Below are 20,423 nucleotides of genomic sequence, written 5' to 3'. Positions count from 1 at the left end.
GTGCCGCGGACCGCCCCGGGTGTCGGGACGGGCCGCGGCACCGGCGGTCTCACCAGGCGACGGGCAGTTCGTGGACGCCGTAGACGGCCATGTCGGTACGGAAGTTGATCTCGTCGAGCGGGCGGTCGAGCCGCAGCCCGGGCAGGCGGCGCAGCAGGGCGGGGTAGGCCAGCTGGAGCTCGACGCGGGCGAGGTTCTGGCCGAGACACTGGTGGGGGCCCGAGCCGAACGCGAGGTGCCTGCGGGCCTGCCGGTCGATGTCGAGCCGGCCGGGCTCCTCGAAGACCTCCGGGTCGCGGTTGGCGACATCGGTGGCACAGATGACCGCTTCACCGGCCCTGATGAGCTGTCCGCCGACCTCGATGTCCTCGGTGGCGACGCGGCGGCGCCCCAGGTGGGTGATGGACAGGTACCGCAGCAGTTCCTCGACCGCGCCCGCGACCCGCTGAGGGCTGCCGTCGCGGACCGCGGCCAGCTGCTCGGGGTTCTGGAGCAGCGCGCAGGTGCCGAGGGCGATCATGTTGGCCGTGGTCTCGTGCCCGGCGACCAGCAGCAGCCGCGCCTGTTTGGCGCATTCGTCACGGGTGCTGATCCCGGTGACCAGATAGTCCGCGGCGAGCCGGCTGAGCAGGTCGTCGCCGGGGTGCTCGGCCTTCTTCTGCACCAGGTCGCCCAGGTAGTCGACCAGTTCCTGGGAGGCGTCCAGGGCGTCCTGCGCGCTGCTGCGGGTGTCGACGATGACGGCGCTCGCCCGCTGGAAGAACCCGTGGTCCTCGTACGGGACGCCGAGCAGCTCGCAGATGACCAGCGAGGGCAGCGGCAGCGCGAAGGAAGTGACCAGGTCGGCGGGCGGTCCGGCCTTCTCCATCTCGTCCAGCAGCTCACCGATGATGCGCTCGATGCGGTCCCGCAGGGCCTGGGTCCGCTTGATGGTGAAGTCACCGGTGAACCGCTTGCGCTGCTCGTTGTGTTCCGGTTCGTCCATCGTGATGAACGTGCGGTTGTGGGCGCGGGTCGCCTCGCTGCCCGCGCTGAAGCTCGGGTAGGAGGGCCGCCTGTTGTCGGCGCTGATGCGCTCGTCGCGCAGCAGCGCCACCTGGTCCGCGTGCCGGGTGACGTACCAGGCCGTTGCACCGTTCCAGAGCGTGACCTTGGAGATCGGCTCCGAGCTGAGCAGGCCGGCCATCTCCGGCGGCGGGTCGAAGGGGCATCCGGCAGCGCGGCGGGTGGTGTACGCGGGTGATGCGGTGGGGACCTCGGTCATCGTCGTCCTTCCACAGTGGGGGTGTGAGGTGTTCGGGGAGCCGGGCCGTCCGGTCAGGACAGGGTGATGGCAGCGGCCGGGCAGATCTGCGCGGCCTCCCGCACTGCGTCGTGCTGTTCGGCGGGCGGGCTGCTGTTCAGTACGACGACGATCCCGTCCTCGTCCCGCTGGTCGAACACGTCGGGGGCGGCGAGTACGCACTGGCCCGCAGCACAGCACTTGTCGGTGTCCACGGTGATCTGCACGTCGTTCCTCCAGCACTAGGGGATGAGCGCGTTACTTAACAAAAGTAACTTCCCTCGCGGACGGTAGTACTCGGTTCGCGTCCCGGGGAACCCCCAGTCCATGCATAGGGCACCTTTCTGGCCACTTCCCGGACCGGCCGCCGGGACGGTCCGGGCACGCCGCCGGTCCCGGCCGGTCCGTGCGAGTGGGGAGCCCGAGCGGGCGCCGTACGGGATCATCGTGGCGTGGACCATCCCGAACCCGGCGGCTCCGCCGCCCAAGACCTCTACAGATCACTCGCCGACCTCGCCTACACGATGGCCGGGAACCGCGCGCACATGCGGCTGCGCGTCCAGGCGGAAGTCACGGTCGACCGTGCCTCCCTCGCCCTGCTGCGCACCCTCACGGCGGCGCCGTCCCCGCTGCGGATGGGCGAGATCGCGCAGGCCCTGCTGGTGCAGGCACCTCATGTCACCCGGGAGATCCGCGGCCTGGAGGAGCGCGGCCTGGTGCGCACGGTCCGGGAACCTGACGACCACCGGGCCCGCCGTATCGCCGTCACCGAGGAGGGCCGCGAGGTCGTGGAGCGGGCCGAGGAGGCCGGCCGGCGCTGGCTCGACGACGCCCTGCGGGGATTTGCCCCGCACGAGCTGACCACGGCGGCCGCGGTGATCAGCCGTGTCGTCGAGGCGTACCGCAACCCCTGAGCGGAGGCAGGCGCCGGGCGGCGCGGACGAATGGCCCGGTCACGAGGCTCCCCCGCTCCCCCGCCCCTGCACGCAGTACGCCCCCGGCGTCCGTGACGTCGAGGGCGTACGCGTATACGGACCCGGTGCGGGTCCCGTGGCAGAGTCAGGCGCTCTGCCAGAGCCGGGTCATCACCCGTACACCGAACCGCAGTCCTTCGAGCGGCACCCGCTCGTCCACTCCGTGGAAGAGCCGCCCGTAGTTCAGGTCGTGCGGGAGCTTGAGCCCCTTGAAGCCGAAGCAGCGGATGCCCAGGTGGGTGAAGGCCTTGGCGTCCGTACCGCCCGGATTGCAGTACGGCACCGGGTGGCCGTCCGGGTCCTCGGCGCGCACCGCGTCGCACATCGCGTCCACGAGCGGGCCGTCGAACGTGGTCTCCATCGCGAGGTCGTGGTTGACCCACTCCCGGCTGACCGAGGGCAGCAGCAGGGAGTCGATGGTGTCGATCAGCTCCTGCTCGTGACCGGGCAGGAAGCGGCCGTCGACCCGGGCCGTGGCCCGGCCGGGGATGACGTTCGTCTGGTAGCCGGCCTGGAACATCGTGGGGTTCGCGGAGTTGCGGAGCACCACCTGCATGAACTCCGAGACCGGGCCGAGCCTGGCGAGAGTGCCCTCGATGTCGTCCTCGTCGAACTCGACCCCGTACAGCCGGGCGGCCTCGACGAGCAGGGCCCGCACCGGCTCGATGAGACGGATGGGGAAGGTCTGGCGCCCGATGCGGGTGAGCGACTCGGCGAGATCGGTGACGGCGTTCTCGTCGTTGGGCGACGAGCCGTGACCGGCCCGGCCGGTGGCGGTCAGCTCCATCCAGGCCATCCCGCGCTGGGCGTTCTCGATCGGGTAGAGCCTGCGGGTGTCGTCGATGGCGAAGGAGAATCCGCCGCCCTCGCCGATCGCCTCGGTGACCCCTTCGAACAGCTCGGGCCGGTGCTCGACGAGCCAGTGGCCGCCGAACTTGCCACCCGCCTCCTCGTCCGCGAGGAAGGCCAGGACCAGGTCCCTGGAGGGCCGGGTGCCGGTCCGGGCGAAGTGCCGGGCGGTGGCCAGCATGACGGCCACCGTGTCCTTCATGTCGATGGCGCCGCGGCCCCAGAGGTAGCCGTCGCGGATCTCTCCGGAGAACGGCGGCACCTGCCACTCCGAGGCGTCCGCCGGGACGACGTCGAGGTGGCCGTGGACCATCAGCGCGCCGCGCTCGCGGTCCGCGCCCTCGATACGGGCGATGACGCTGGCCCGGCCCGGCGCGCTCTCGATGAGCTCGGACCCGATACCGACCTCGGCCAGCCGGGCCACGACCCAGTCGGCGCAGGCGCGTTCATTGCTGATGGGGTTGGAGGTGTCGAAGCGGATCAGTTCGGCGCAGAGGTCGACCACCTCGCGCTGTGCCTCTTCGGAGGCGGGGACCGGTCCGGCCGGAACCGTGTCGGTGTCAGGGGTGTTCATGCCGCTCCCACGGGGGTGTTGTTGTCGGCGACGGGGAGGTCCGGGGAGGCCTCCACCGCCGATGTGCCGTACGGCTTGATCCAGCCCAGCAGGCCGAGCGCCGCGTACAGCACGAATGCGGTGATCAGGGAGTTCAGCGCGGGGATGCCGCCGTCGTAGAACTTGCCGACGCAGAACGCCGCGATCCAGATGACCAGGGACATCGGGACCCAGGTGGGCGAGGTGGCCGGCAGGGTCTGCGCCTCGCGGGTCTCGTCCAGTGGCTTGCGCATCCTGCGGACGACCCAGTACTCGGCCACGATGATCCCGCCGATCGGCGGGATGGCGACGCCCAGCAGGGACAGGAAGTCCGTGAAGTGGGTCATGATGCCGACCGCCGACAGGAGGGTGCCCGCGAGCCCCAGCACGATGGTGACCGCGCCGCGGTGCAGACGCTTACCGAAGACGACCTGGAAGAAGTTGACGACGCCGAGCGAGGAGCCGTACAGGTTCCAGTCGTTGACCTTGGCGGTGGACATCAGCACCACGATCACGCCGATCGCGCCCGATGTGCTCAGCACGATGTGCGAGACCTGGTTGCTCTTGACGAGATGGCCGAGCAGGACGCCCGTCATCCCGACGATGTACTCGGAGAGGATCATGGACGAAGCGCTCTGCAGAAAGACGTGCGAGCCCTTCTGGTTGAAGCGGGTCATCTCCGGGGCCACGATCGCGCCCGTCATGAATCCGCCCGCGATGGCGGTGGCGGCCACGGCCAGCGGTATCGGTGCGGCGGGCGCCGGCGAGTGGACCAGGTCCATGAAGGAGTGCTTGGTCAGGGTGGAGATGACCGACCAGGCGACCAGCGCGAAGAACAGCGGAGTGACGATCTTGGCGAAGACGGCCATGTACTTGAAGCCGAAGATCACCAGCAGCGTGACGGCCAGCCCGGCCAGCACGCACCACATCCAGGAGGGGCCGCCGACCAGCGAGGAGACGCTGTCTCCGAAGATCGTGTTCTGCACACCGAACCAGCCCACCAGGCTGACCGCGATGACGAAACTGACCAGCGCCGAGCCGTTGCGGCCGAAGCCCACCCAGCGGGTGAGCAGCGGGGTCGCGAGACCCTCGCGCATTCCGGCCAGGCCGATCGCGAAGATCACGATCTCCAGGGTCACCGCGCCGAGCGTGAAGGCGAGGAACGCGTGGCCGAAGGTCATACCGACGCCGATGGTGGCGCCGAGCGTGAACTGGGAGATGGACCCCGACTGGGCCAGCCACTGGAGCAGCATGCTGCCGAAACCGAAGCGCTTGTCGCGCGGGACGCGGGACAGTGCGTAGTCGTCGCTGCCGATGCCCGTGGTGGCTTCGTCAGCAGGTGATGAAGTTGCCATTCATGACTCCCTGGGCTGGCGGCCGAGGGTCTGCAGATGCGACAGCGACCCATAGCGGTTGACGAGGTTGTCGAACTCCACCGTGTCGTGGAAGTCGAGTTGCCCGGCGGCGTAGACCTTGGCGGTCTCGACGGCGAAGCGGGCGGCGGACGCGATGTCCGTCTCGTGGCTCGCACCCGTCTGGCAGCCGGGCACCGCGGCAGCCGACGTGATCGCGAGGCCGACGACCGGAGCGGCGGTCGCGGTGGCGGGCTGCAGGATCGAATTGATGTGGTGTGCCCCATTACCGTACGGAGTGATGTCCTGTGTCGTCACGGGGTATGTGACCAACGGCTCACCCGTCACGACCGCGAGCAGTTCGCCGAGCTGCTCGCTCACCCGCAGCACCCAGCCCTCCTTGACGGTGGGCGACAGGGCGAGGCCCTTGTGGTTGATGATGCGGTTGCCCTTGGTGGTGTCGATGGAGAGCACCGCCTCCATCTCGCCCGTCACCTCGTGGCGGTTCATGGTGGCGATGTCCACCGGCGAGCCCATGAACGGCACCGGGTCGTGCGGCTCGGTGGGCGCGTCCGGGCAGATGTGGGTGGCGACGATGACATCGCCGGGCAGGACATCGCCCCGGCGGCGCATGTCGAGCAGTTTGGCGGCCGTGGCCAGTGCGGCGGCCGCCCCGTCCGCGTCCGAGACGAGTCCCGTGACCTCGGGCCGGGCACCCACCCCGCCGAGCCGGCCGACCACACCGAGGGTGCGGGCCGTACCGCCCGACGAGCGGCCATGGCTGCCCGGGATGCGGATCTGCACGAAGTCGGTGGAGCCGCGCTCACCGGCCACCGTGGTGATCCCGGCGCCCGACCCCTCGGGACCCGCTACCGCGTCGAGGTACTCGACGACGCGCTTGCCGTCGGCCGCGGGATCGTCCAGCAGATCCACGATGTCCAGGACGTACTTCAACATGAGGGGCCTTTCTCGCTGCGTCGCACCCGCTGAGTTCCGGGGGTGCTGACAGCAGATTCGGGATCCGATAGCGTTGAGCGCAACTGTTTCCCTCTATTTGCAATTCGGGTCTGGATGGTGAGATGACGATGGCCGAAATCGATCTGGACCGTCGCAAGCCCGCGGGCGCGCTGCAGACCGTCGACCGGGCGCTGCTCGTCCTGCTGGCCTTCGAGCGGACCCGGCCCGACTGGGGGGTGACCGAGGTGGCGGCCGAATTCGGCTGGGACACCTCCGTCGCCCAACGCCTGCTGTCGACGCTGGCGGGCCGCGGATTCCTGGTCTCCGACCCGGCCACCAGGCGCTACCGCATCGGCCCCGCCGTACTGCGGCTGAGCCGTCAGTGGGAGCGCTCGGGCTCGCTCGAACTGCTGGCGGGGCCGGTGCTGGAAGAGCTGGGCCACACCACCGGCGACACCGTGCTGTTCTGCCTGCCGGACAGCTTCCACATGCGCTGCGTGGCGGCGGAGGAGGGCGAGGCGGGACCGCTGCGGTACTACCCGCTGGTCGGCGAGCTGTATCCGGCGCACGCGGGCGCCACCAGCAAGTCGTACTACGCGTTCCTGCCGGACGACCAGCGCCACCGGCTCTTCCGCGGCCGACCGATGGCCCGCTTCACCGACCGCACGGTCACCGACGCCGATCTGCTGGAGGAGGAGTTCCGGCGCATCCGCGCCCAGGGATACGCCTGGACGATCGGCGAGTACGACAACGGGATCGCCACGCTCGCCGTCCCGGTGTTCCTCGGCCGCGAGCCGTACGGCAGCCTCAGTCTGGGCGGCGCCGAGCAGCTCTTCGCCGACGGCCCCGAGCCCCGGCTCGACAGCCTCAGAAAGGCCGCCCAGCTCCTGGAGAAGCGGCTCACCCACCCACCCCAGCGCACCCGGCGCCCACGCGCCTGAGACAACCGAACCTCCCCCGGAACACTGCCCCTTCACTGAAAGAGCGCCACCGTGAATCTCCTGCTGCTGTCCAACTCCACCCAGTACGGACGCGGTTACCTGGAACACGCCCTGGAGACCGTCACCGGCTTCCTGCCGCAGGGCGCCAGGCTCGCCTTCGTCCCCTACGCCCTGGCCGACCACGACACCTACACCGCACGGGTGCGCGGGGCCCTGGAACCGGCCGGGATCTCCGTGCGCGGCGTCCACGAGAACAGCGACCCGCTGGCCGAACTCGCCGCCGCGGACGCCGTGTTCATCGGCGGCGGGAACTCCTTCCGGCTGCTGAGCGCCCTGTACCGTACGGGCCTTCGCGAGGCCGTACGCGACGCGGTGCGCGGCGGGCTCCCCTACATGGGCGCCAGCGCGGGCACCAACATGGCCGCGCCCACGCTCCGTACCTCCAACGACATGCCCATCGTGCAGCCGCCGTCCTTCGACGCGCTCGGCCTTGTGCCCTTCCAGATCAACCCGCACTACCTCGACCCGGACCCGGGCAGCACGCACAAGGGCGAGACGCGCGCGGAGCGTCTGACGGAGTTCCTGGAGGAGAACGACGTGCCCGTGCTGGGGCTGCGCGAGGGCAGCTGGCTGCGGGTGGACGGAGCGGTGGCGACGCTCTCCGGGGAACGCCCGGGTGTCCTGTTCACCCGGGGCGCGCCCGCCCGGGAGCTGCCGGTGGACACCGATGTCTCCGAGCTGCTCGGCACCGAGCCGCGGTTCGACTCACCGGCGGCGTGAGGGGCACCGCACCGTGAAGGGCCGGCGGGGCGCGGCACCGGCCGCCCGGCCGCAGACCGCGCCCCGCCGGGCCCCGGCACCACCCGCCGTTCGGCCGGACGTCACCCGGTCTCCATGATTTGGCTCCCCCCAGGGCACCGTCTACAGTCCTGTAGATACACGCAGACCGTGGATGCCGCACGTCTCCGCGGAGCGGGCAGCCCCGACCGAGCTGAGAGTTCCCGCCTGATGACTGCTGTCTCCCCGATGCCGCTGGCCTTCAACGGCTCACACATCGACGGTTCGCTGTTCACCACCGTCACGGATTTCGCACGTGACACCCGGTGGCTGAACGCGCCCCTGGAATCGTGGACCGACATCGGCCTGGGCGTGTTCGCGATCCTCATGATCGTCGGGTGGTGGCAGGCCCGGCGCCGCGACAGCGCGTCGATGGCTCTCGCTCTGGCCGTGCCGGTGAGTGTCGTGGTCGCCTTCGCCGCGGCCGAGGTGGTCAAGAAGCTCGTGTCGGAAGTGCGGCCCTGCCGCTCGATGCCGCACGCGTTCATCGTCGAGACCTGTCCGGCCCCGTCCGACTTCGCTTTCCCCAGCGGCCACACCACGACGGCCGCCGCGACCGTCGCGGCGCTCTACCTGCTGAACCGGAAGCTGTGCGCCATCGCCGCGCTCTTCGCACTCTTCGAGGGCTTCACCCGCGTCTACGTGGGCGCGCACTACCCCCACGACGTCCTCGGCTCGGCCGTCCTCGCCCTGCCCATCGCGTTCCTGACCAGCCTGGCCCTGCGCCGCCTCGGCACCCCGCTGGTCGAGCGGCTGCGTACCGGAGTCCTGGCCCCTGTCCTGACCGCAGGACCGGCCGGGGCCCACGCGGCCGGCTGACACACCGGGCTACTGGCACACCGCGCGCCGGCACACCGGCCGGCCGGTGTGCCGGCGCGCGGCGGCCTCAGCCCCAGAACGCCTGAGCCAGGGACGCTCCCACGAACGCCGCACCCAGCCCAGCCACCACGCTCGCCGTGACATTGACGGCGGCGAAGAAGCGGGCTCCGTCCTGCGCCAGGCGCAGGGTCTCGTACGAGAACGTCGAGTACGTCGACAACGCCCCGCAGAGCCCCGTCCCGATCAGCAGCTGCACCTGGGACGACGCGGCCCCGGCCGCTACCGCGCCGGTGACCAGCCCCAGGATCAGGCAGGCGGAGACGTTGACGGCGAAGGTCCCCCAGGGGAAGACCGTATCGTGCGACGCCTGGACCCTGCGGTCGGTGAGATAGCGCAACGGGGCGCCGACGGCGGCCCCCACGATCACGAGCAGCCAGTTCAACGTTCCTCCTCGCAGCCAGTGCGGTCGGCGTTCTCACGGATGCCGGCGTTCTCACGGTTGGCCGCGGGCCCGGTCATGAGCGTCTCCGTACGACGAAGCGGCGGGTCAGGGAGGCCGTGGCCCAGACGGCCGCCAGCGCCGAGAGCAGCGTCAGCGCCAGATACGCGAGCGCGGTGCGGGCATGTCCGCCGTTGACGAGCCCCTGGATGTCCACGGCGTACGTGGAGAAGGTGGTGAAGCCGCCCAGGACCCCGGTGCCGAAGAAGGGGCGTACGAGCCGGTGGACCGACCGGGCCTCGGCGATGACCACCATGAACACCCCGATGACCGCGCAGCCCGCGGTGTTGACCACGAACGTGGTCCAGGGGAAGGCCCCGCCCGCCGTGGGCCACAGGAGCGCGGCGCCGTACCGTGCGGACGCCCCGGCCATACCGCCGAGTGACACCGCGGCCAGGACCGGCCACTGCGCGGCCCGCGGCCCAGCGGCCGGTCCTGACTGCGCGGGGATGGGGAGGCCCGCACCGGGGCCGGAGCTGACGGGGTCGTCCGTCGTGGGAAGAGGGGCCTCTGCCATGTGGTTCTCCTACTCGGCGGTCACCGCGCGCACCGGGGCGCACACCATCGCAAGTAGGGACCGTTGGCGGCACGGTCGCCGCGGTTCGGTTACGGCGGGCCCCACCGCCGCGCGCGAGGCCACCGGCCCCTCGCTGCTCCGGATCATACCGTGCGGCCAGTGGCCCGCCCCAGGCGCCGGCGGCCCGTGGTGGGCGGCCTCGTGGTGCGGAACACCGTGTCGGCTGAAAGCCTCGGACACCACGGCCGTCGATCGCTTCGAGGGTCGCGAGCACGCTTCGGAAAGCGCGACGGCGAGGACAAGACGGCAGGGAGGAGACCCGGTGGGCACGATCACCGACTGGCTGTCCGGGCTGTCGGGCGCCGCTGTCTACGCCGTCGTCGGCGGTCTGGTCTTCTGCGAGGACGCGCTGTTCTTCGGCTTCGTCATCCCCGGCGAGAGCGCTGCCGTGATCGGAGGCGTCATCGCCGCACGGCACCAGGTGTCCATCTTCTGGCTCGCTCTCATCGTGGTGGCAGCGGCCATTGCCGGAGACTCCGTCGGATATGAGATCGGCCGCCGATTCGGCCCGCGGCTGCTGGCGGCGCGGTCGCTGCGCCGGCACCGGGCCGGCATCGAGTCCGCCCGGGACCTGATCCGCCGCAGAGGGCCGGTGGCTGTGTTCCTGGGCCGTTTCGTGGCGTTCTTCCGTGCGGTCATGCCGGCGCTCGCCGGTGCCTCGGGCATGCCCTACCGCACCTTCCTGCTGTTCAACGCGCTGGGCGGCCTCGTCTGGGGCGTCGGCTTCACCCTGATCGGCTACGCAGCGGGCAACGCGTACAGCAGCATCGAGCACTTCGTCGGCCGGGGCGCCGCCCTGGTGCTCGTGGCGCTGATCGTCGTCGTACTGGTGGTCAGGCACGTCCGACGGCGCCGCAGGGACGGCGAAGCCGACGACAGCGAAGGCGACGACAGCGAAGGCGGCGGCGACACATCAGCGGAGCCGGAGGACGGCGCCGCCGACAGCACCGGCACCGCGCACCACGGCGACTGAGCACCCGGGCCCTGCGTCCTACGGTGTCGGGGGAACGCGCAGCGCCAGTACCGCGATGTCGTCGAAGTGGCCGTCCGTGAGCCGCACCAGCAGCTCGTCGCAGAAGGTCTGGAGGGGCTCGCCGGCGAGACTGGCCGTGTGCTGCCGCAGCCTGGTGAACCCCCGGCCGATGTCCTCACCGGGGCGTTCGATGAGCCCGTCCGTGTACAGCAGCAGGGTTGAGCCAGGTTCCAGCAGGGCCAGCGCGTCCTCCCGCTCGATGGCAGGGTCCACACCGAGGACCGGGGCCAGCCCCTCCTCAAGCAGTCTGCTGACGCCGGCGGGGCTGGTCAGCACAGGGGGCGGGTGCCCGGCGTTGGTCCAGTGCAGGAACCACGGCCCGGTCGGGGGCGTGTAGACGCGTGCGATGGCGCCCGTGACCAGTTCGGTGGTGCTCAGCCCCTGCATGACGTTGTCCAGCCGGCGCATCACCCCGGCGGGTGAGTCTCCGCTGTCGTACGCCAGCGACCGCAGCATGTTGCGCAGCTGCCCCATCCCCACGGCGGCGCTGAGATCATGGCCGACGACGTCACCGATGGCCAGCACGGTGGAGCCGTCGCAGAGCCTGAAGGCGTCGAACCAGTCACCACCGACTTCGGCCCCCTCCCGGGCGGGCACATACCGTGCCGCGAGTTCCAGGTGCTCGATTCCCGACAGGTCGGGCAGGAGCGAGAGCTGCAACTGCTCAGCCGTACGCAGCTGGATCGCGTACAGCCGGGCGTTCTCGACGGCTAGCCCGGCCCGGTGCCCCAGGTCGGCCGCGAGGGAGATCTCCTCTTCTCCGAACGGTTCGGTGGAGACGGTACGGACGAGGCTGAGTGCGCCGAACACCTCCCTGCGCACCTGGAGCGGCACGATCAGCACCGTCCGGGCATCGAGAGCACGGTAGAGCTCCAGCTGCGCGGACTGGAGGGAGCCCGCCGCCGCGTGCGCCCCGAAGTCGGTCACCGTCACCGGCCCGGCGCCGCGCAGCACCCGGGCCAGCGGTGCGGCGAACTCGTCGGACCAGGGCAGGCCCTCCGGCGCCGGTGGCAGCTCCCGTGCCGCGTCGCGGTGCACGGCGGCCAGCCGGCGCACCCCGCCGTCCACGATCAGATCCACCACACACGCGTCGGCCACCTGAGGGACGATCAGCCGCGCCAGCCGGTTGAGCGCCTCGTCCGCGTCGAGAACACTCGACAGGGCGGTACTGGCGTCGGCGAGCAGCCGCAGACGGGCGGTCGCCCGCTCCAGATCCTGTCTGACCGCCGCGAGCCGGTCCTCCGCGTCGTCTGTGGCCACACCGCAAGTCTGCACGAGACGCACCGCACCACCACCTGGACGGCGCCGGACCACGGCAGGCTTTCCCCGCACGGTCTCCGGCTGCCCTGCGCGGACGGCGTCCGGCGCTCCCCGGAGCGCGCCGTCACCAGCTGATCGTCGGGTTGGAGTTCGCGTCCCACTGGTTGAGGATGCCGTCCCAGTCGTGCATCGGACCGGTGGTGAAATCGGCGAGCGGGGGCTGCTGGTCCCAGGGGTTCTGCTGGTGGACCGACTGGTGCTGGGCAGGGTGGTACCACTGCTGGGACGGTGCGGCGGCAGCCGCCTCGGCTCCGGAGCGGCGGTGGCGCCCGGAGCGGTCGGCGGGAGGCTGCGGGGCGTACGAGAGACGGCCCTGGGTCTCCAGATAGCGCGCCCTGGCGACCAGGTGGGCCAGATCGAGACCGAGTTCGTTCGCCAGTACGGTGAGATCGACCCCGGTGCTCCAGGCACCGACGAGGACGGCGTCCACGGCAGGCGATGCGGCGGGTTCCTGGACCAGCTCCTCGGGAACGGGAGCGACTCCGGGAACCTGCGCGGGGCGCGGCCCCGGGATGGAGGCGTGGAACGACTGAGTGGTGTCCGGTTCCGGCTGCGCCTGAACACTGTCCGCACAGTCCATCGGAGACGGCTCGGGGCGCTGGTCGGCCGTGTGTTCCGCCAGAAGCGCCTGCGCCACCGCCCGGGCGTCGTCCTTGCCCACGGTGCGCCGGGCGAGGCGCACTTCACGCTCGGTGAGCCCCAGCAGCCCCGCGACGGTCCCGTCGCTCCCCAGCGTCACGGCGAACGCGGCGAGCGTCCGCGTACGCACCGCGTGCCCTTCGTCCAGCGCACCCTGCGCACGGCGCACCTCTTCGTCATTCGCGCAGAACGCCTGTGCCAGGACGGCATGACGCTCCCACAGCTCCCTTGGATCCATGCCCGCACCAACGCCGCATTGACCGTTTTGGAGCGACTTCACAATGAATTGCACTGCAAAAGGTGAAATCCCAGCTTATCGTTCTGTGGCATTGGGAGTTACCCGGACGGTCGGCGGTCGTTACCCCCGTCATGAACGCACGCGCGCCCGCTACCACCACGGCCAGAGGCTCAGCGGTATTCATTCCGCCTCCCGCGCAGGCCCAGCGGGTACCCACGCCGCAGCTGATGGCACCTCCAGGCCCTCCTCCGCCGCCGGGGAGGCATGCGGGGGCGCACGCATTCGGGCGAATGGACGCCCGGACGCCGCTGTACTCCGAGCTGGCCGCCCAGTGGATGGCACGCGGCGCCACGGTGCCCGGCGCCCCCGACCCCGAATGGCAGCGCCTCGTCTCCTACGAAGCCCTCCTGGTCGAAGTCGAGTCCGTCCTCAGGGACCTGCGCCCTCACCGGGCCCCGGAGACACGGCTGCTGCCGGGCCGGGGAGCGGCCAGTACCTGACCGGAGAGGACAGCTGCGCGACGGCGCTGTTCCGGGCCCTCTGCCGAGAGGGCCCGGAACAGGGTTACGCAGACTGGTCACGGCGTACCGGTCATGCGCCGGAGCCGCTCAGAGCCGGTCGAGGATCTTCTGCATCTTGTCGACCTCGGCCTGCTGGTTCTTCACCACGGCCACCGCGAGCTTCCTGGCCGCGGCGTTGCGGCCGTTCTTCTGCTCGTCCTCGGCCATGGTGATCGCACCCTTGTGGTGACCGATCATCATCTCGGTGAACCTCTTGTCGAAGTCCTTGCCCTTGGCGGCCTTGAGTCCGGTCATGTCCTTGCCGGACATCATCCCGGGCATGGACGAGCCGCCGCCGTGGCCCATACCCGGCATGCTGTGGTCCATGGACGGGGAAGCGGGCTTGCCCCATGACGCCAGCCAGCCCTGCATCGTGTTGATCTCAGGGCCCTGAGCCTTCTCGATGTCCGCTGCCAGGCTCTTGATCTCCTGGTCGGAGGCCCGGCCGTCGGCCAGCCTCGCCATCGATACAGCCTGCTGGTGGTGCGGGATCATCATCTGCGCGAACGTCACGTCCGCTGCGTCGAAGGTCCCCGACGCGGCGGCGGAGGGACTGCTTCCGTGGTGTGCGGCGGGTGCGGACGTGTGCTTGTCGCCGGAGCCGCAGGCCGCGAGCCCGAGAGCGGCGACGACACCGGTGGACACGACGGCGCGACGGCGAGCGGAGGAGTACGGGAGAACAGACATGTCAGGTCTTTCCGGATGGGCGCGCCCCATGGCGCGCGGGTGAGCGGGAACCGTTGCCGGAAGCCCTGGCCGTGTCGGCCGGGTCCGGCGCGGCCCTGTCACACCCGCGCGACACACACCCGCAGCAGCAGACTTCGCCCGCTTGCCGGCGGCCCTCTTCGCCCGGTCCCGCCCAGCAGCACCGGCCGGACACGCAACGGCCGGACGGCCAGGAGCGCGAGGACGGCCAGACCGCTGAGGCCGGCCGGCCCGAACAGGCTGCGATCACGTGCGGGGGTCGAGACACAGACCGCCCCGTGCTCCCCCGGCCCGGTCCCGGCCCGGAACGCGGGCCCGGGGTGGGCGGTGACCGGGCGAACGGCTGCGGGCGCCATCGCGGCATCGCCGTGGCCGCGGGGCATCGCGGCGTCCGCGCCGCCGGTCATCGCGGGATTCGTACCGCCGGTCATCGCGGTATCCGTACCGCCGGTCATCGCGGCGTTCATGGAGACGGAGGAGAGGGAGCCGTGGCAACCGCCGGCGGCGGTGGCCGGAGCGCCGTGCATGAGGAACAGGCCGAACAGCACCCCGCACACCACGACCAGCCGGGCCGTGGCCGGTCCGCGTGCCGCTCCGCCGCTCACCCGACTCCCGTTCCGTGCTGCTGTGCCTCTGTGCTTCTGTGCGTTCCGGCAGTCCGGCTGCCGCTCGTTCCGGGCAGCCGCAGCCGCCCGGCTGACGATACCCCGGCCTGGTATCCGCCGTCCGACCGGGCTCCGCCACCCGGTGCCCGGCGATAGGCGTGGCGGCCGTCCTGCCCGGCCCCGCGGACCCTGCGCCGGTGCGGCCGGTATTGACACTGGTAACCGACATCGATGCAGCCTTTGCACCAATGGCCCGGACTGAGGTTCACTGCCCGTCTCCGACCACACAGGGGGCAGCACGTGAGCAGCCACGATCACGACCATCCGGGCTCGGGTGACCACGGGCACAGCCACGGCGTGGCCCAGGACGCGGACCGCCGCTGGCTGGGCGCGGCACTCGCCCTGATCGTCGCCTTCATGGCCGGGGAAGTCGTCGTCGGGCTGGCATCGCACTCGCTGGCCCTGCTCTCCGACGCGGCCCATATGCTCACCGACGCCGCGTCCATCGTCCTGGCGCTGGTCGCGATGCGGCTTGCCGCGCGCCCCGCCAGGGGCGGCTACACCTTCGGCCTCAAACGCGCCGAGATCCTCTCCGCCCAGGCCAACGGCATCACCCTGCTCGTACTCGCCGCATGGCTGGCCTACGAAGCCGTGCGGCGCCTGATCGACCCTCCCCCGGTCACCGGCGGACCGGTCCTGGTCACCGCGCTCGTCGGCGTCGCCGTCAACCTGCTGGCCGCCTGGTGCATCTCCAGGGCCAACCGCACCAGCCTCAACGTCGAGGGCGCCTACCAGCACATCCTCACCGACCTGTACGGCTTCATCGCCACCGCCGTCGCCGGTGTGGTCGTATTGACCACCGGTTTCGCCAGGGCCGACGCGATCGCCACCCTGGTCGTGGTGGGACTCATGCTCCGCGCCGGCACCGGCCTCGCCCGGGCCTCGGGCCGCATCTTCCTCGAAGCCGCACCCGCGGGCACCGACCCCGACGCGCTCGGCGATCAACTCGCCACCCAGGAAGGCGTCGTGGAGGTCCACGATCTGCACGTCTGGCAGATCAGCTCCGAGCAGACCGCCCTGTCCGCACATGTACTGGTCACCCCCGCCGGTGACTGCCACGCCGTACGCCGGGGCCTCGAACGCCTCCTGGCCGACCAGTGGGCCATCACCCACACCACTCTCCAGGTCGACCACGCCCACACGGCCGCGGCCAGGCAGGACCTCACCATCGGCGCCGCCCCGCCGCCGGCCGGCGCCGCCGCGCACTGCGAGGACGCCCACGGCCCCACGCACCACGCGGGTCCGCACGACCACTGATCCCCCGGAGGCAGCGTCCGGAGCGCTCCGCCCACCCGCTCAGTAAGGTGGGCCGCAGATGAGGGAATACCCCCCTTGGGTATGATGTTCCCATCTTCGGGAAGACACGGAAGACCGTGTTCCGCACGACTGCCCCACCCACAGCGATCCTAAGGACGATGCGATGACCTCCCAGGCAGACTCCCGCTCCGGCGCCGCAACCGACGTTGCGGGCGGTCCCGTCACCACCGCGTACCAGGTGTCGGGCATGACCTGCGGCCACTGCGAAGGAGCGGTGTCCGAGGAGATCTCGGCGATCGGCGGTGTCACCTCGGTCGAGGCCGTCGCCTCCACCGGCCGGGTCACGGTCATCTCCTCCGCGGTACTGGACGACGAAGCCGTCCGCGCCGCCGTCGACGAAGCGGGCTACGAGCTCGCCGGCCGTCTCTGACGTTCTCTCCCGCCCGGGGCCGCTCCGCCCCGGGCCGCGGATCCCACGCCGGTCCGTACCGCCCCGCTGATACGGAAAGCCGTACGTACCGGCCTCCCCCAGGAGACACGCAATGACCAGTACGGCTTACGAGGAATCGGTGGCCCCGGCCGCCGAAGTCGAGCTCTCCATCGGCGGCATGACCTGTGCGTCGTGTGCGGCACGCGTCGAGAAGAAGCTCAACCGGCTGGACGGGGTCACCGCGACGGTCAACTTCGCCACGGAGAAGGCGAAGGTCTCGTACGGCGGGACAACGGACGTCGCGGACCTCATCGCCACCGTCGAGAGAACCGGCTACACCGCCGAGGAGCCCGCGCCACCGACAACCGAGGACCGCGCGGAATCCGCTCCCCCGGCCGCCGACGGTGAACCGGTCGCGCTCAGGCAGCGGCTGCTTGTCTCCCTGGCACTCTCCGCACCCGTCGTCCTGATGGCGATGGTGCCGGTCCTGCAGTTCGACAACTGGCAGTGGCTCTCCCTCACGCTTGCCGCCCCCGTCGTCGTCTGGGGCGCGCTGCCGTTCCACCGGGCCGCCTGGACCAACGCCCGGCACGGCGCCGCCACCATGGACACCCTCGTGTCCATCGGCACTCTCGCCGCGCTCGGCTGGTCGCTGTGGGCACTCTTCTTCGGCACGGCCGGGATGACCGGCATGCGGCACGGATTCGAGTTCACCGTGGAGCGCGCGGACGGATCGTCCTCCATCTATCTGGAGGCCGCCGCCGGGGTGACCACCTTCATCCTCGCCGGCCGCTATCTGGAGGTGAGGTCCAAGCGGAAGGCCGGCGCCGCGCTGCGCGCACTCCTTGAGCTGGGCGCCAAGGACGTGACCGTGCTCCGGGACGGCCGCGAGTCCCGTATCCCCGTCTCGGGGCTCGCCGTCGGCGACCGCTTCGTCGTACGCCCCGGGGAGAAGATCGCCGCCGACGGCACCGTGACCGAGGGTGCGTCGGCCGTTGACGCCTCGACGCTGACCGGTGAGTCGGTACCGGTCGATGTGACCGTGGGCGACACCGTCACCGGGGCCACCGTGAACGTCTCGGGACGGCTCGTCGTCGAGGCCGCACGGGTCGGCGCGGACACCCAGCTGGCCCGGATGGCGCGGCTGGTCGAGGAGGCCCAGAACGGCAAGGCCGAGGTGCAGCGCCTCGCCGACCGGATCTCCGGCGTCTTCGTGCCCGTCGTCCTCGTCATCGCCCTGGGCACCCTGCTGACCTGGCTGCTGGCGACCGGGGACGCGACAGCCGCGTTCACCGCCGCCGTCGCCGTGCTGATAATCGCCTGCCCGTGCGCCCTGGGCCTGGCCACACCGACCGCGCTGATGGTCGGTACGGGGCGCGGCGCCCAGCTGGGCATCCTGATCAAGGGCCCCGAGGTGCTGGAGTCCACCCGACGGGTCGACACCGTCGTGCTCGACAAGACCGGCACCGTCACGACCGGCCGGATGGCCCTCCGGGACGTCTTCACCGCGCCGGGCACCGAGGAGAAGGAACTGCTGCGGCTGGCCGGCTCCCTGGAGCACGCGTCCGAGCACCCGATCGCCCGGGCCATCGCGGCGGGCGCCGGAGAACTCGCCGGTTCCCTCCCCGTACCCGAGACGTTCGAGAACGTCGCCGGGCTCGGCGTACAGGGCGTCGTCGACGGGCACGCGGTGCTCGTCGGCCGGGAGAAGCTGCTGGCCGAGTGGGCCATCGAACTGCCGCCCGAGCTGGCGGACGCGAAGGCCGCAGCGGAGGCGCAGGGCCGTACGGCGGTCGTCGTGGCCTGGAACGGCGAGGCCCGGGGCGTCCTCACCGTCGCCGACGCCATCAAGGAGACCAGCGCCGAAGCGGTCGCCCAGCTGCGCGCGCTCGGCCTCACCCCCGTACTGCTGACCGGCGACAACAAGGCGGTGGCCGAGTCGGTGGGCCGCGCCGTCGGCATCGACGAGATCATCGCCGAGGTACTGCCGCAGGACAAGGTGGACGTCATCAAGCGCCTGCAGGGCGAAGGGCGTTCGGTGGCGATGGTCGGCGACGGCGTGAACGACGCCGCCGCCCTCGCCACCGCCGATCTGGGCCTGGCGATGGGCACCGGTACGGACGCGGCCATCGAGGCCGGGGACCTGACGCTGGTACGCGGCGACCTGCGCGTGGCGGCGGACGCGATCCGGCTCTCCCGCAGGACCCTCGGCACCATCAGGGGAAACCTGTTCTGGGCCTTCGGTTACAACGTGGCGGCGCTGCCACTGGCCGCGGCGGGGCTGCTGAACCCGATGATCGCCGGGGCCGCGATGGCTTTCTCGTCGGTCTTCGTGGTCACCAACAGCCTCCGGCTGCGCTCCTTCAGGTAGCCCGGACGCCATCGCGCGCTCGTCCGGCGGGACCGCGGGAGGATCGCGGCCCATGAGCTGTGGGACACCGCCGACGACAGGCACTTCTACACCGGAAGCGCCGAGCGGCTCGTGGAGATGGTCCAGCGTGCGGCGGGGATCATCCGGCACACCGATCCGCACGCGGCTGTCGTGTGTCCGTCCATGGAGCGGGCCGGTGAACCGTCCGGACAGGGCTTCGTACGCCGGTTCGCGGCGCTCGGCGGCTACCGGTTCTGCGATGCGGCGGTCTGAAGCTGCGGCAGCGGCCGGGGGTGGAGCCACCGGAGCAGCTGTACGAACAGGTGCGCACCGCTTACGAAACGCTGCACTCGGCCGGCGCGGGGATCCCGCTGTGGAACACCGGGCCGGCCTGCGGACTACGCCGTACGCACCTACCTGGCCGGGCTGGCCGCCCGGGACCTCGGGTTGCACGGTGTCCCGGGCCCGGGCGTTCCCGGGCAGGCCCCGGCCGGCCGGTGCCGCGCCGTCCCGCATCTGCACGGCGCCGTACGGGCAGGGTCCGGACCGGTGCGCGGACCGGACCGGCAGCCGGAGCGCTTCAGTCCTCGTCCTGCTCCGAACGCGGGTCGCGCACAGCCGGCCGTTCCCCCCTCAGCCGTGCGATGTAGCGGTCGGCCGAGCGGCGGACGGCCGCGGCGCCGTCGCCGATCACGACGCGTCCCCACCAGCCGCCGTAGACGCGGTCGAAGGCGAAGCGCCCGACCCGGCGGGCGATGTCGTCCACGGTGTGCTCGTCGAGAGGGATGAAGTTGGGGAAGCTCCACATGAAGCTGACCCAGCGCCGGTCCTGGACAACGGCGACGGTGTCGCCCGTCAGCAGCGCACCGCTGCCGGCGGAGCCCGCGGGCCAGTGCAGCACTGCGGCACCGTCGAAGTGGCCGCCGATCCGTGCCAGGGTGACCCCGGGGACGGGCTCGATGTCGTCGTCGAACAACTCGACGCGGGGCGAGGGCCGTTGAATCCACTGCTGGTCCGCGCGCGGGATCAGGACACGGGCATCGAAAGCCTCGGCGAACTCGATGTGGGCGCCGTAGAAGTGCGGGTGGGACATACAGATCGCGTCGATACCGCCCAGGGCGGCGATTCGCCGCTTCGCGTCGTCGTCGAGCAGCGGGACGCAGTCCCACAGCACATTGCCGTGCGGTGTACGGACGAGAAGCGCGCGCTGGCCGATCGCGACCGACGGGCTCACACCGATGCCGACGAGGTCCGGTTCCTCCTCCCGCAGTTCGTTGGTGTGGTCGCGGGCCAGTTCGCCCATCGTGGTCCAGCGCTGTCCCCCAGGGCCGACGTACTGACGCTCGTCCTCGCAGACAGGGCAGTGCGCCGGCGGCTGTTCCGTGTCCGGGTACTGCACGGCACAGGTCACACAGATCCAGGCAGGCATACGGCCGGTCCTCTCTCCTCGGGCTCCCGACAGACCCATGGTCCTATCCCGCGCCGTCACCCTCCCGGGGCCGGCCCGGCCGCAGCGAGTCGGAGGC

The 20,423-nt window shown here is 71.2% G+C and carries 22 protein-coding genes; 10 read left to right on the top strand and 12 right to left on the bottom strand.

The window, feature by feature from the left end:
* Positions 1-49: 49 nt before the first annotated feature.
* Positions 50-1,264: a cytochrome P450 gene (locus OG210_RS30650; protein WP_328323660.1), complete on the bottom strand. Its 1,215-nt coding sequence runs from the start codon at positions 1,262-1,264 to the stop codon at positions 50-52.
* Positions 1,265-1,317: 53 nt separating this feature from the next.
* A complete protein-coding gene (locus OG210_RS30645; RefSeq protein ID WP_328323662.1) occupies positions 1,318-1,509 on the bottom strand; it encodes a ferredoxin in 192 nt (63 codons plus the stop codon).
* A gap of 225 nt (positions 1,510-1,734) precedes the next feature.
* Here OG210_RS30645 and OG210_RS30640 point away from each other — a divergent pair, with 225 nt between their 5' ends.
* The gene (locus OG210_RS30640) at positions 1,735-2,196 is read left to right on the top strand and encodes a MarR family transcriptional regulator (protein WP_328323664.1); all 462 of its coding nucleotides are present in this window, start codon (positions 1,735-1,737) and stop codon (positions 2,194-2,196) included.
* A 145-nt stretch (positions 2,197-2,341) separates the two neighbouring features.
* On the opposite strand, the gene OG210_RS30635 is transcribed toward OG210_RS30640, so the two are convergent.
* Genes OG210_RS30635 through OG210_RS30625 form a run of 3 tightly spaced genes read right to left on the bottom strand, consistent with a single transcriptional unit; the run spans position 2,342 to position 6,006 of the window.
* Positions 2,342-3,679: a M20/M25/M40 family metallo-hydrolase gene (locus OG210_RS30635; protein ID WP_371539774.1), complete on the bottom strand. Its 1,338-nt coding sequence runs from the start codon at positions 3,677-3,679 to the stop codon at positions 2,342-2,344.
* Positions 3,676-5,052, bottom strand: coding sequence for a cytosine permease (locus OG210_RS30630; protein WP_328323668.1), 1,377 nt, complete (start codon positions 5,050-5,052; stop codon positions 3,676-3,678). The genes OG210_RS30635 and OG210_RS30630 overlap by 4 nt, the downstream gene beginning before the upstream one ends.
* On the bottom strand, positions 5,053-6,006 hold the full coding sequence (locus OG210_RS30625) for a DUF1177 domain-containing protein (protein ID WP_328323670.1): 954 nt from the start codon (positions 6,004-6,006) through the stop codon (positions 5,053-5,055). It lies immediately after the preceding gene.
* Positions 6,007-6,134: 128 nt separating this feature from the next.
* Here OG210_RS30625 and OG210_RS30620 point away from each other — a divergent pair, with 128 nt between their 5' ends.
* The 3 genes from OG210_RS30620 (at position 6,135) to OG210_RS30610 (ending at position 8,603) form a co-directional block, all read left to right on the top strand.
* On the top strand, positions 6,135-6,947 hold the full coding sequence (locus tag OG210_RS30620) for an IclR family transcriptional regulator (protein ID WP_328335300.1): 813 nt from the start codon (positions 6,135-6,137) through the stop codon (positions 6,945-6,947).
* 51 nt (positions 6,948-6,998) lie between these two features.
* Complete coding sequence (gene pepE / locus OG210_RS30615; protein WP_328323672.1) at positions 6,999-7,727, top strand: dipeptidase PepE; 729 nt, start codon at positions 6,999-7,001, stop codon at positions 7,725-7,727.
* Between the two features lie 228 nt (positions 7,728-7,955).
* Complete coding sequence (locus OG210_RS30610; protein ID WP_328323674.1) at positions 7,956-8,603, top strand: phosphatase PAP2 family protein; 648 nt, start codon at positions 7,956-7,958, stop codon at positions 8,601-8,603.
* A gap of 67 nt (positions 8,604-8,670) precedes the next feature.
* On the opposite strand, the gene crcB is transcribed toward OG210_RS30610, so the two are convergent.
* Complete coding sequence (gene crcB / locus OG210_RS30605; RefSeq protein ID WP_328323676.1) at positions 8,671-9,045, bottom strand: fluoride efflux transporter CrcB; 375 nt, start codon at positions 9,043-9,045, stop codon at positions 8,671-8,673.
* Positions 9,046-9,118: 73 nt separating this feature from the next.
* Positions 9,119-9,619, bottom strand: a complete 501-nt coding sequence (locus OG210_RS30600; RefSeq protein ID WP_328323678.1) for a CrcB family protein — start codon at positions 9,617-9,619, stop codon at positions 9,119-9,121.
* 322 nt (positions 9,620-9,941) lie between these two features.
* Here OG210_RS30600 and OG210_RS30595 point away from each other — a divergent pair, with 322 nt between their 5' ends.
* Positions 9,942-10,652 (top strand): DedA family protein, encoded by a 711-nt coding sequence (locus tag OG210_RS30595; RefSeq protein WP_328323680.1) that lies wholly within the window; start codon positions 9,942-9,944, stop codon positions 10,650-10,652.
* An 18-nt stretch (positions 10,653-10,670) separates the two neighbouring features.
* Here the strand turns inward: OG210_RS30595 and OG210_RS30590 are convergent, their stop codons facing one another.
* Entirely contained in the window at positions 10,671-11,972 is a 1,302-nt protein-coding gene (locus OG210_RS30590; RefSeq protein WP_328323681.1) for a GAF domain-containing SpoIIE family protein phosphatase, read from the bottom strand.
* A gap of 124 nt (positions 11,973-12,096) precedes the next feature.
* Entirely contained in the window at positions 12,097-12,909 is an 813-nt protein-coding gene (locus OG210_RS30585) for a hypothetical protein (protein WP_328323683.1), read from the bottom strand.
* A gap of 290 nt (positions 12,910-13,199) precedes the next feature.
* Between OG210_RS30585 and OG210_RS30580 the strand changes: the two genes are divergently transcribed.
* Complete coding sequence (locus tag OG210_RS30580) at positions 13,200-13,409, top strand: hypothetical protein (protein ID WP_328323685.1); 210 nt, start codon at positions 13,200-13,202, stop codon at positions 13,407-13,409.
* Positions 13,410-13,517: 108 nt separating this feature from the next.
* Here OG210_RS30580 and OG210_RS30575 read toward each other — a convergent pair whose 3' ends face one another.
* The gene (locus OG210_RS30575) at positions 13,518-14,156 is read right to left on the bottom strand and encodes a DUF305 domain-containing protein (protein ID WP_328323687.1); all 639 of its coding nucleotides are present in this window, start codon (positions 14,154-14,156) and stop codon (positions 13,518-13,520) included.
* A 98-nt stretch (positions 14,157-14,254) separates the two neighbouring features.
* Positions 14,255-14,779 (bottom strand): hypothetical protein, encoded by a 525-nt coding sequence (locus OG210_RS30570; RefSeq protein WP_328323689.1) that lies wholly within the window; start codon positions 14,777-14,779, stop codon positions 14,255-14,257.
* A gap of 231 nt (positions 14,780-15,010) precedes the next feature.
* Here OG210_RS30570 and OG210_RS30565 point away from each other — a divergent pair, with 231 nt between their 5' ends.
* The 4 genes from OG210_RS30565 (at position 15,011) to OG210_RS30550 (ending at position 19,170) form a co-directional block, all read left to right on the top strand.
* Positions 15,011-16,096 carry a cation diffusion facilitator family transporter gene (locus tag OG210_RS30565; protein WP_371539766.1) on the top strand — a complete coding sequence of 362 codons (1,086 nt, stop codon included), beginning with the start codon at positions 15,011-15,013 and terminating at the stop codon, positions 16,094-16,096.
* Between the two features lie 163 nt (positions 16,097-16,259).
* Complete coding sequence (locus OG210_RS30560; protein WP_328323693.1) at positions 16,260-16,526, top strand: heavy-metal-associated domain-containing protein; 267 nt, start codon at positions 16,260-16,262, stop codon at positions 16,524-16,526.
* 112 nt (positions 16,527-16,638) lie between these two features.
* Positions 16,639-18,897: a heavy metal translocating P-type ATPase gene (locus OG210_RS30555; RefSeq protein WP_328323695.1), complete on the top strand. Its 2,259-nt coding sequence runs from the start codon at positions 16,639-16,641 to the stop codon at positions 18,895-18,897.
* A gap of 117 nt (positions 18,898-19,014) precedes the next feature.
* Complete coding sequence (locus OG210_RS30550) at positions 19,015-19,170, top strand: hypothetical protein (RefSeq protein WP_328323697.1); 156 nt, start codon at positions 19,015-19,017, stop codon at positions 19,168-19,170.
* 307 nt (positions 19,171-19,477) lie between these two features.
* On the opposite strand, the gene OG210_RS30545 is transcribed toward OG210_RS30550, so the two are convergent.
* Positions 19,478-20,326, bottom strand: a complete 849-nt coding sequence (locus OG210_RS30545) for an MBL fold metallo-hydrolase (RefSeq protein WP_328323699.1) — start codon at positions 20,324-20,326, stop codon at positions 19,478-19,480.
* Between the last annotated feature and the right edge of the window lie 97 nt (positions 20,327-20,423).

This window comes from Streptomyces sp. NBC_00466, from assembly GCF_041433995.1.
GTDB lineage: Bacteria > Actinomycetota > Actinomycetes > Streptomycetales > Streptomycetaceae > Streptomyces.
Note: the sequence above shows the minus strand (reverse complement) of the source record. Positions and strands in the feature narration are given on the sequence as shown.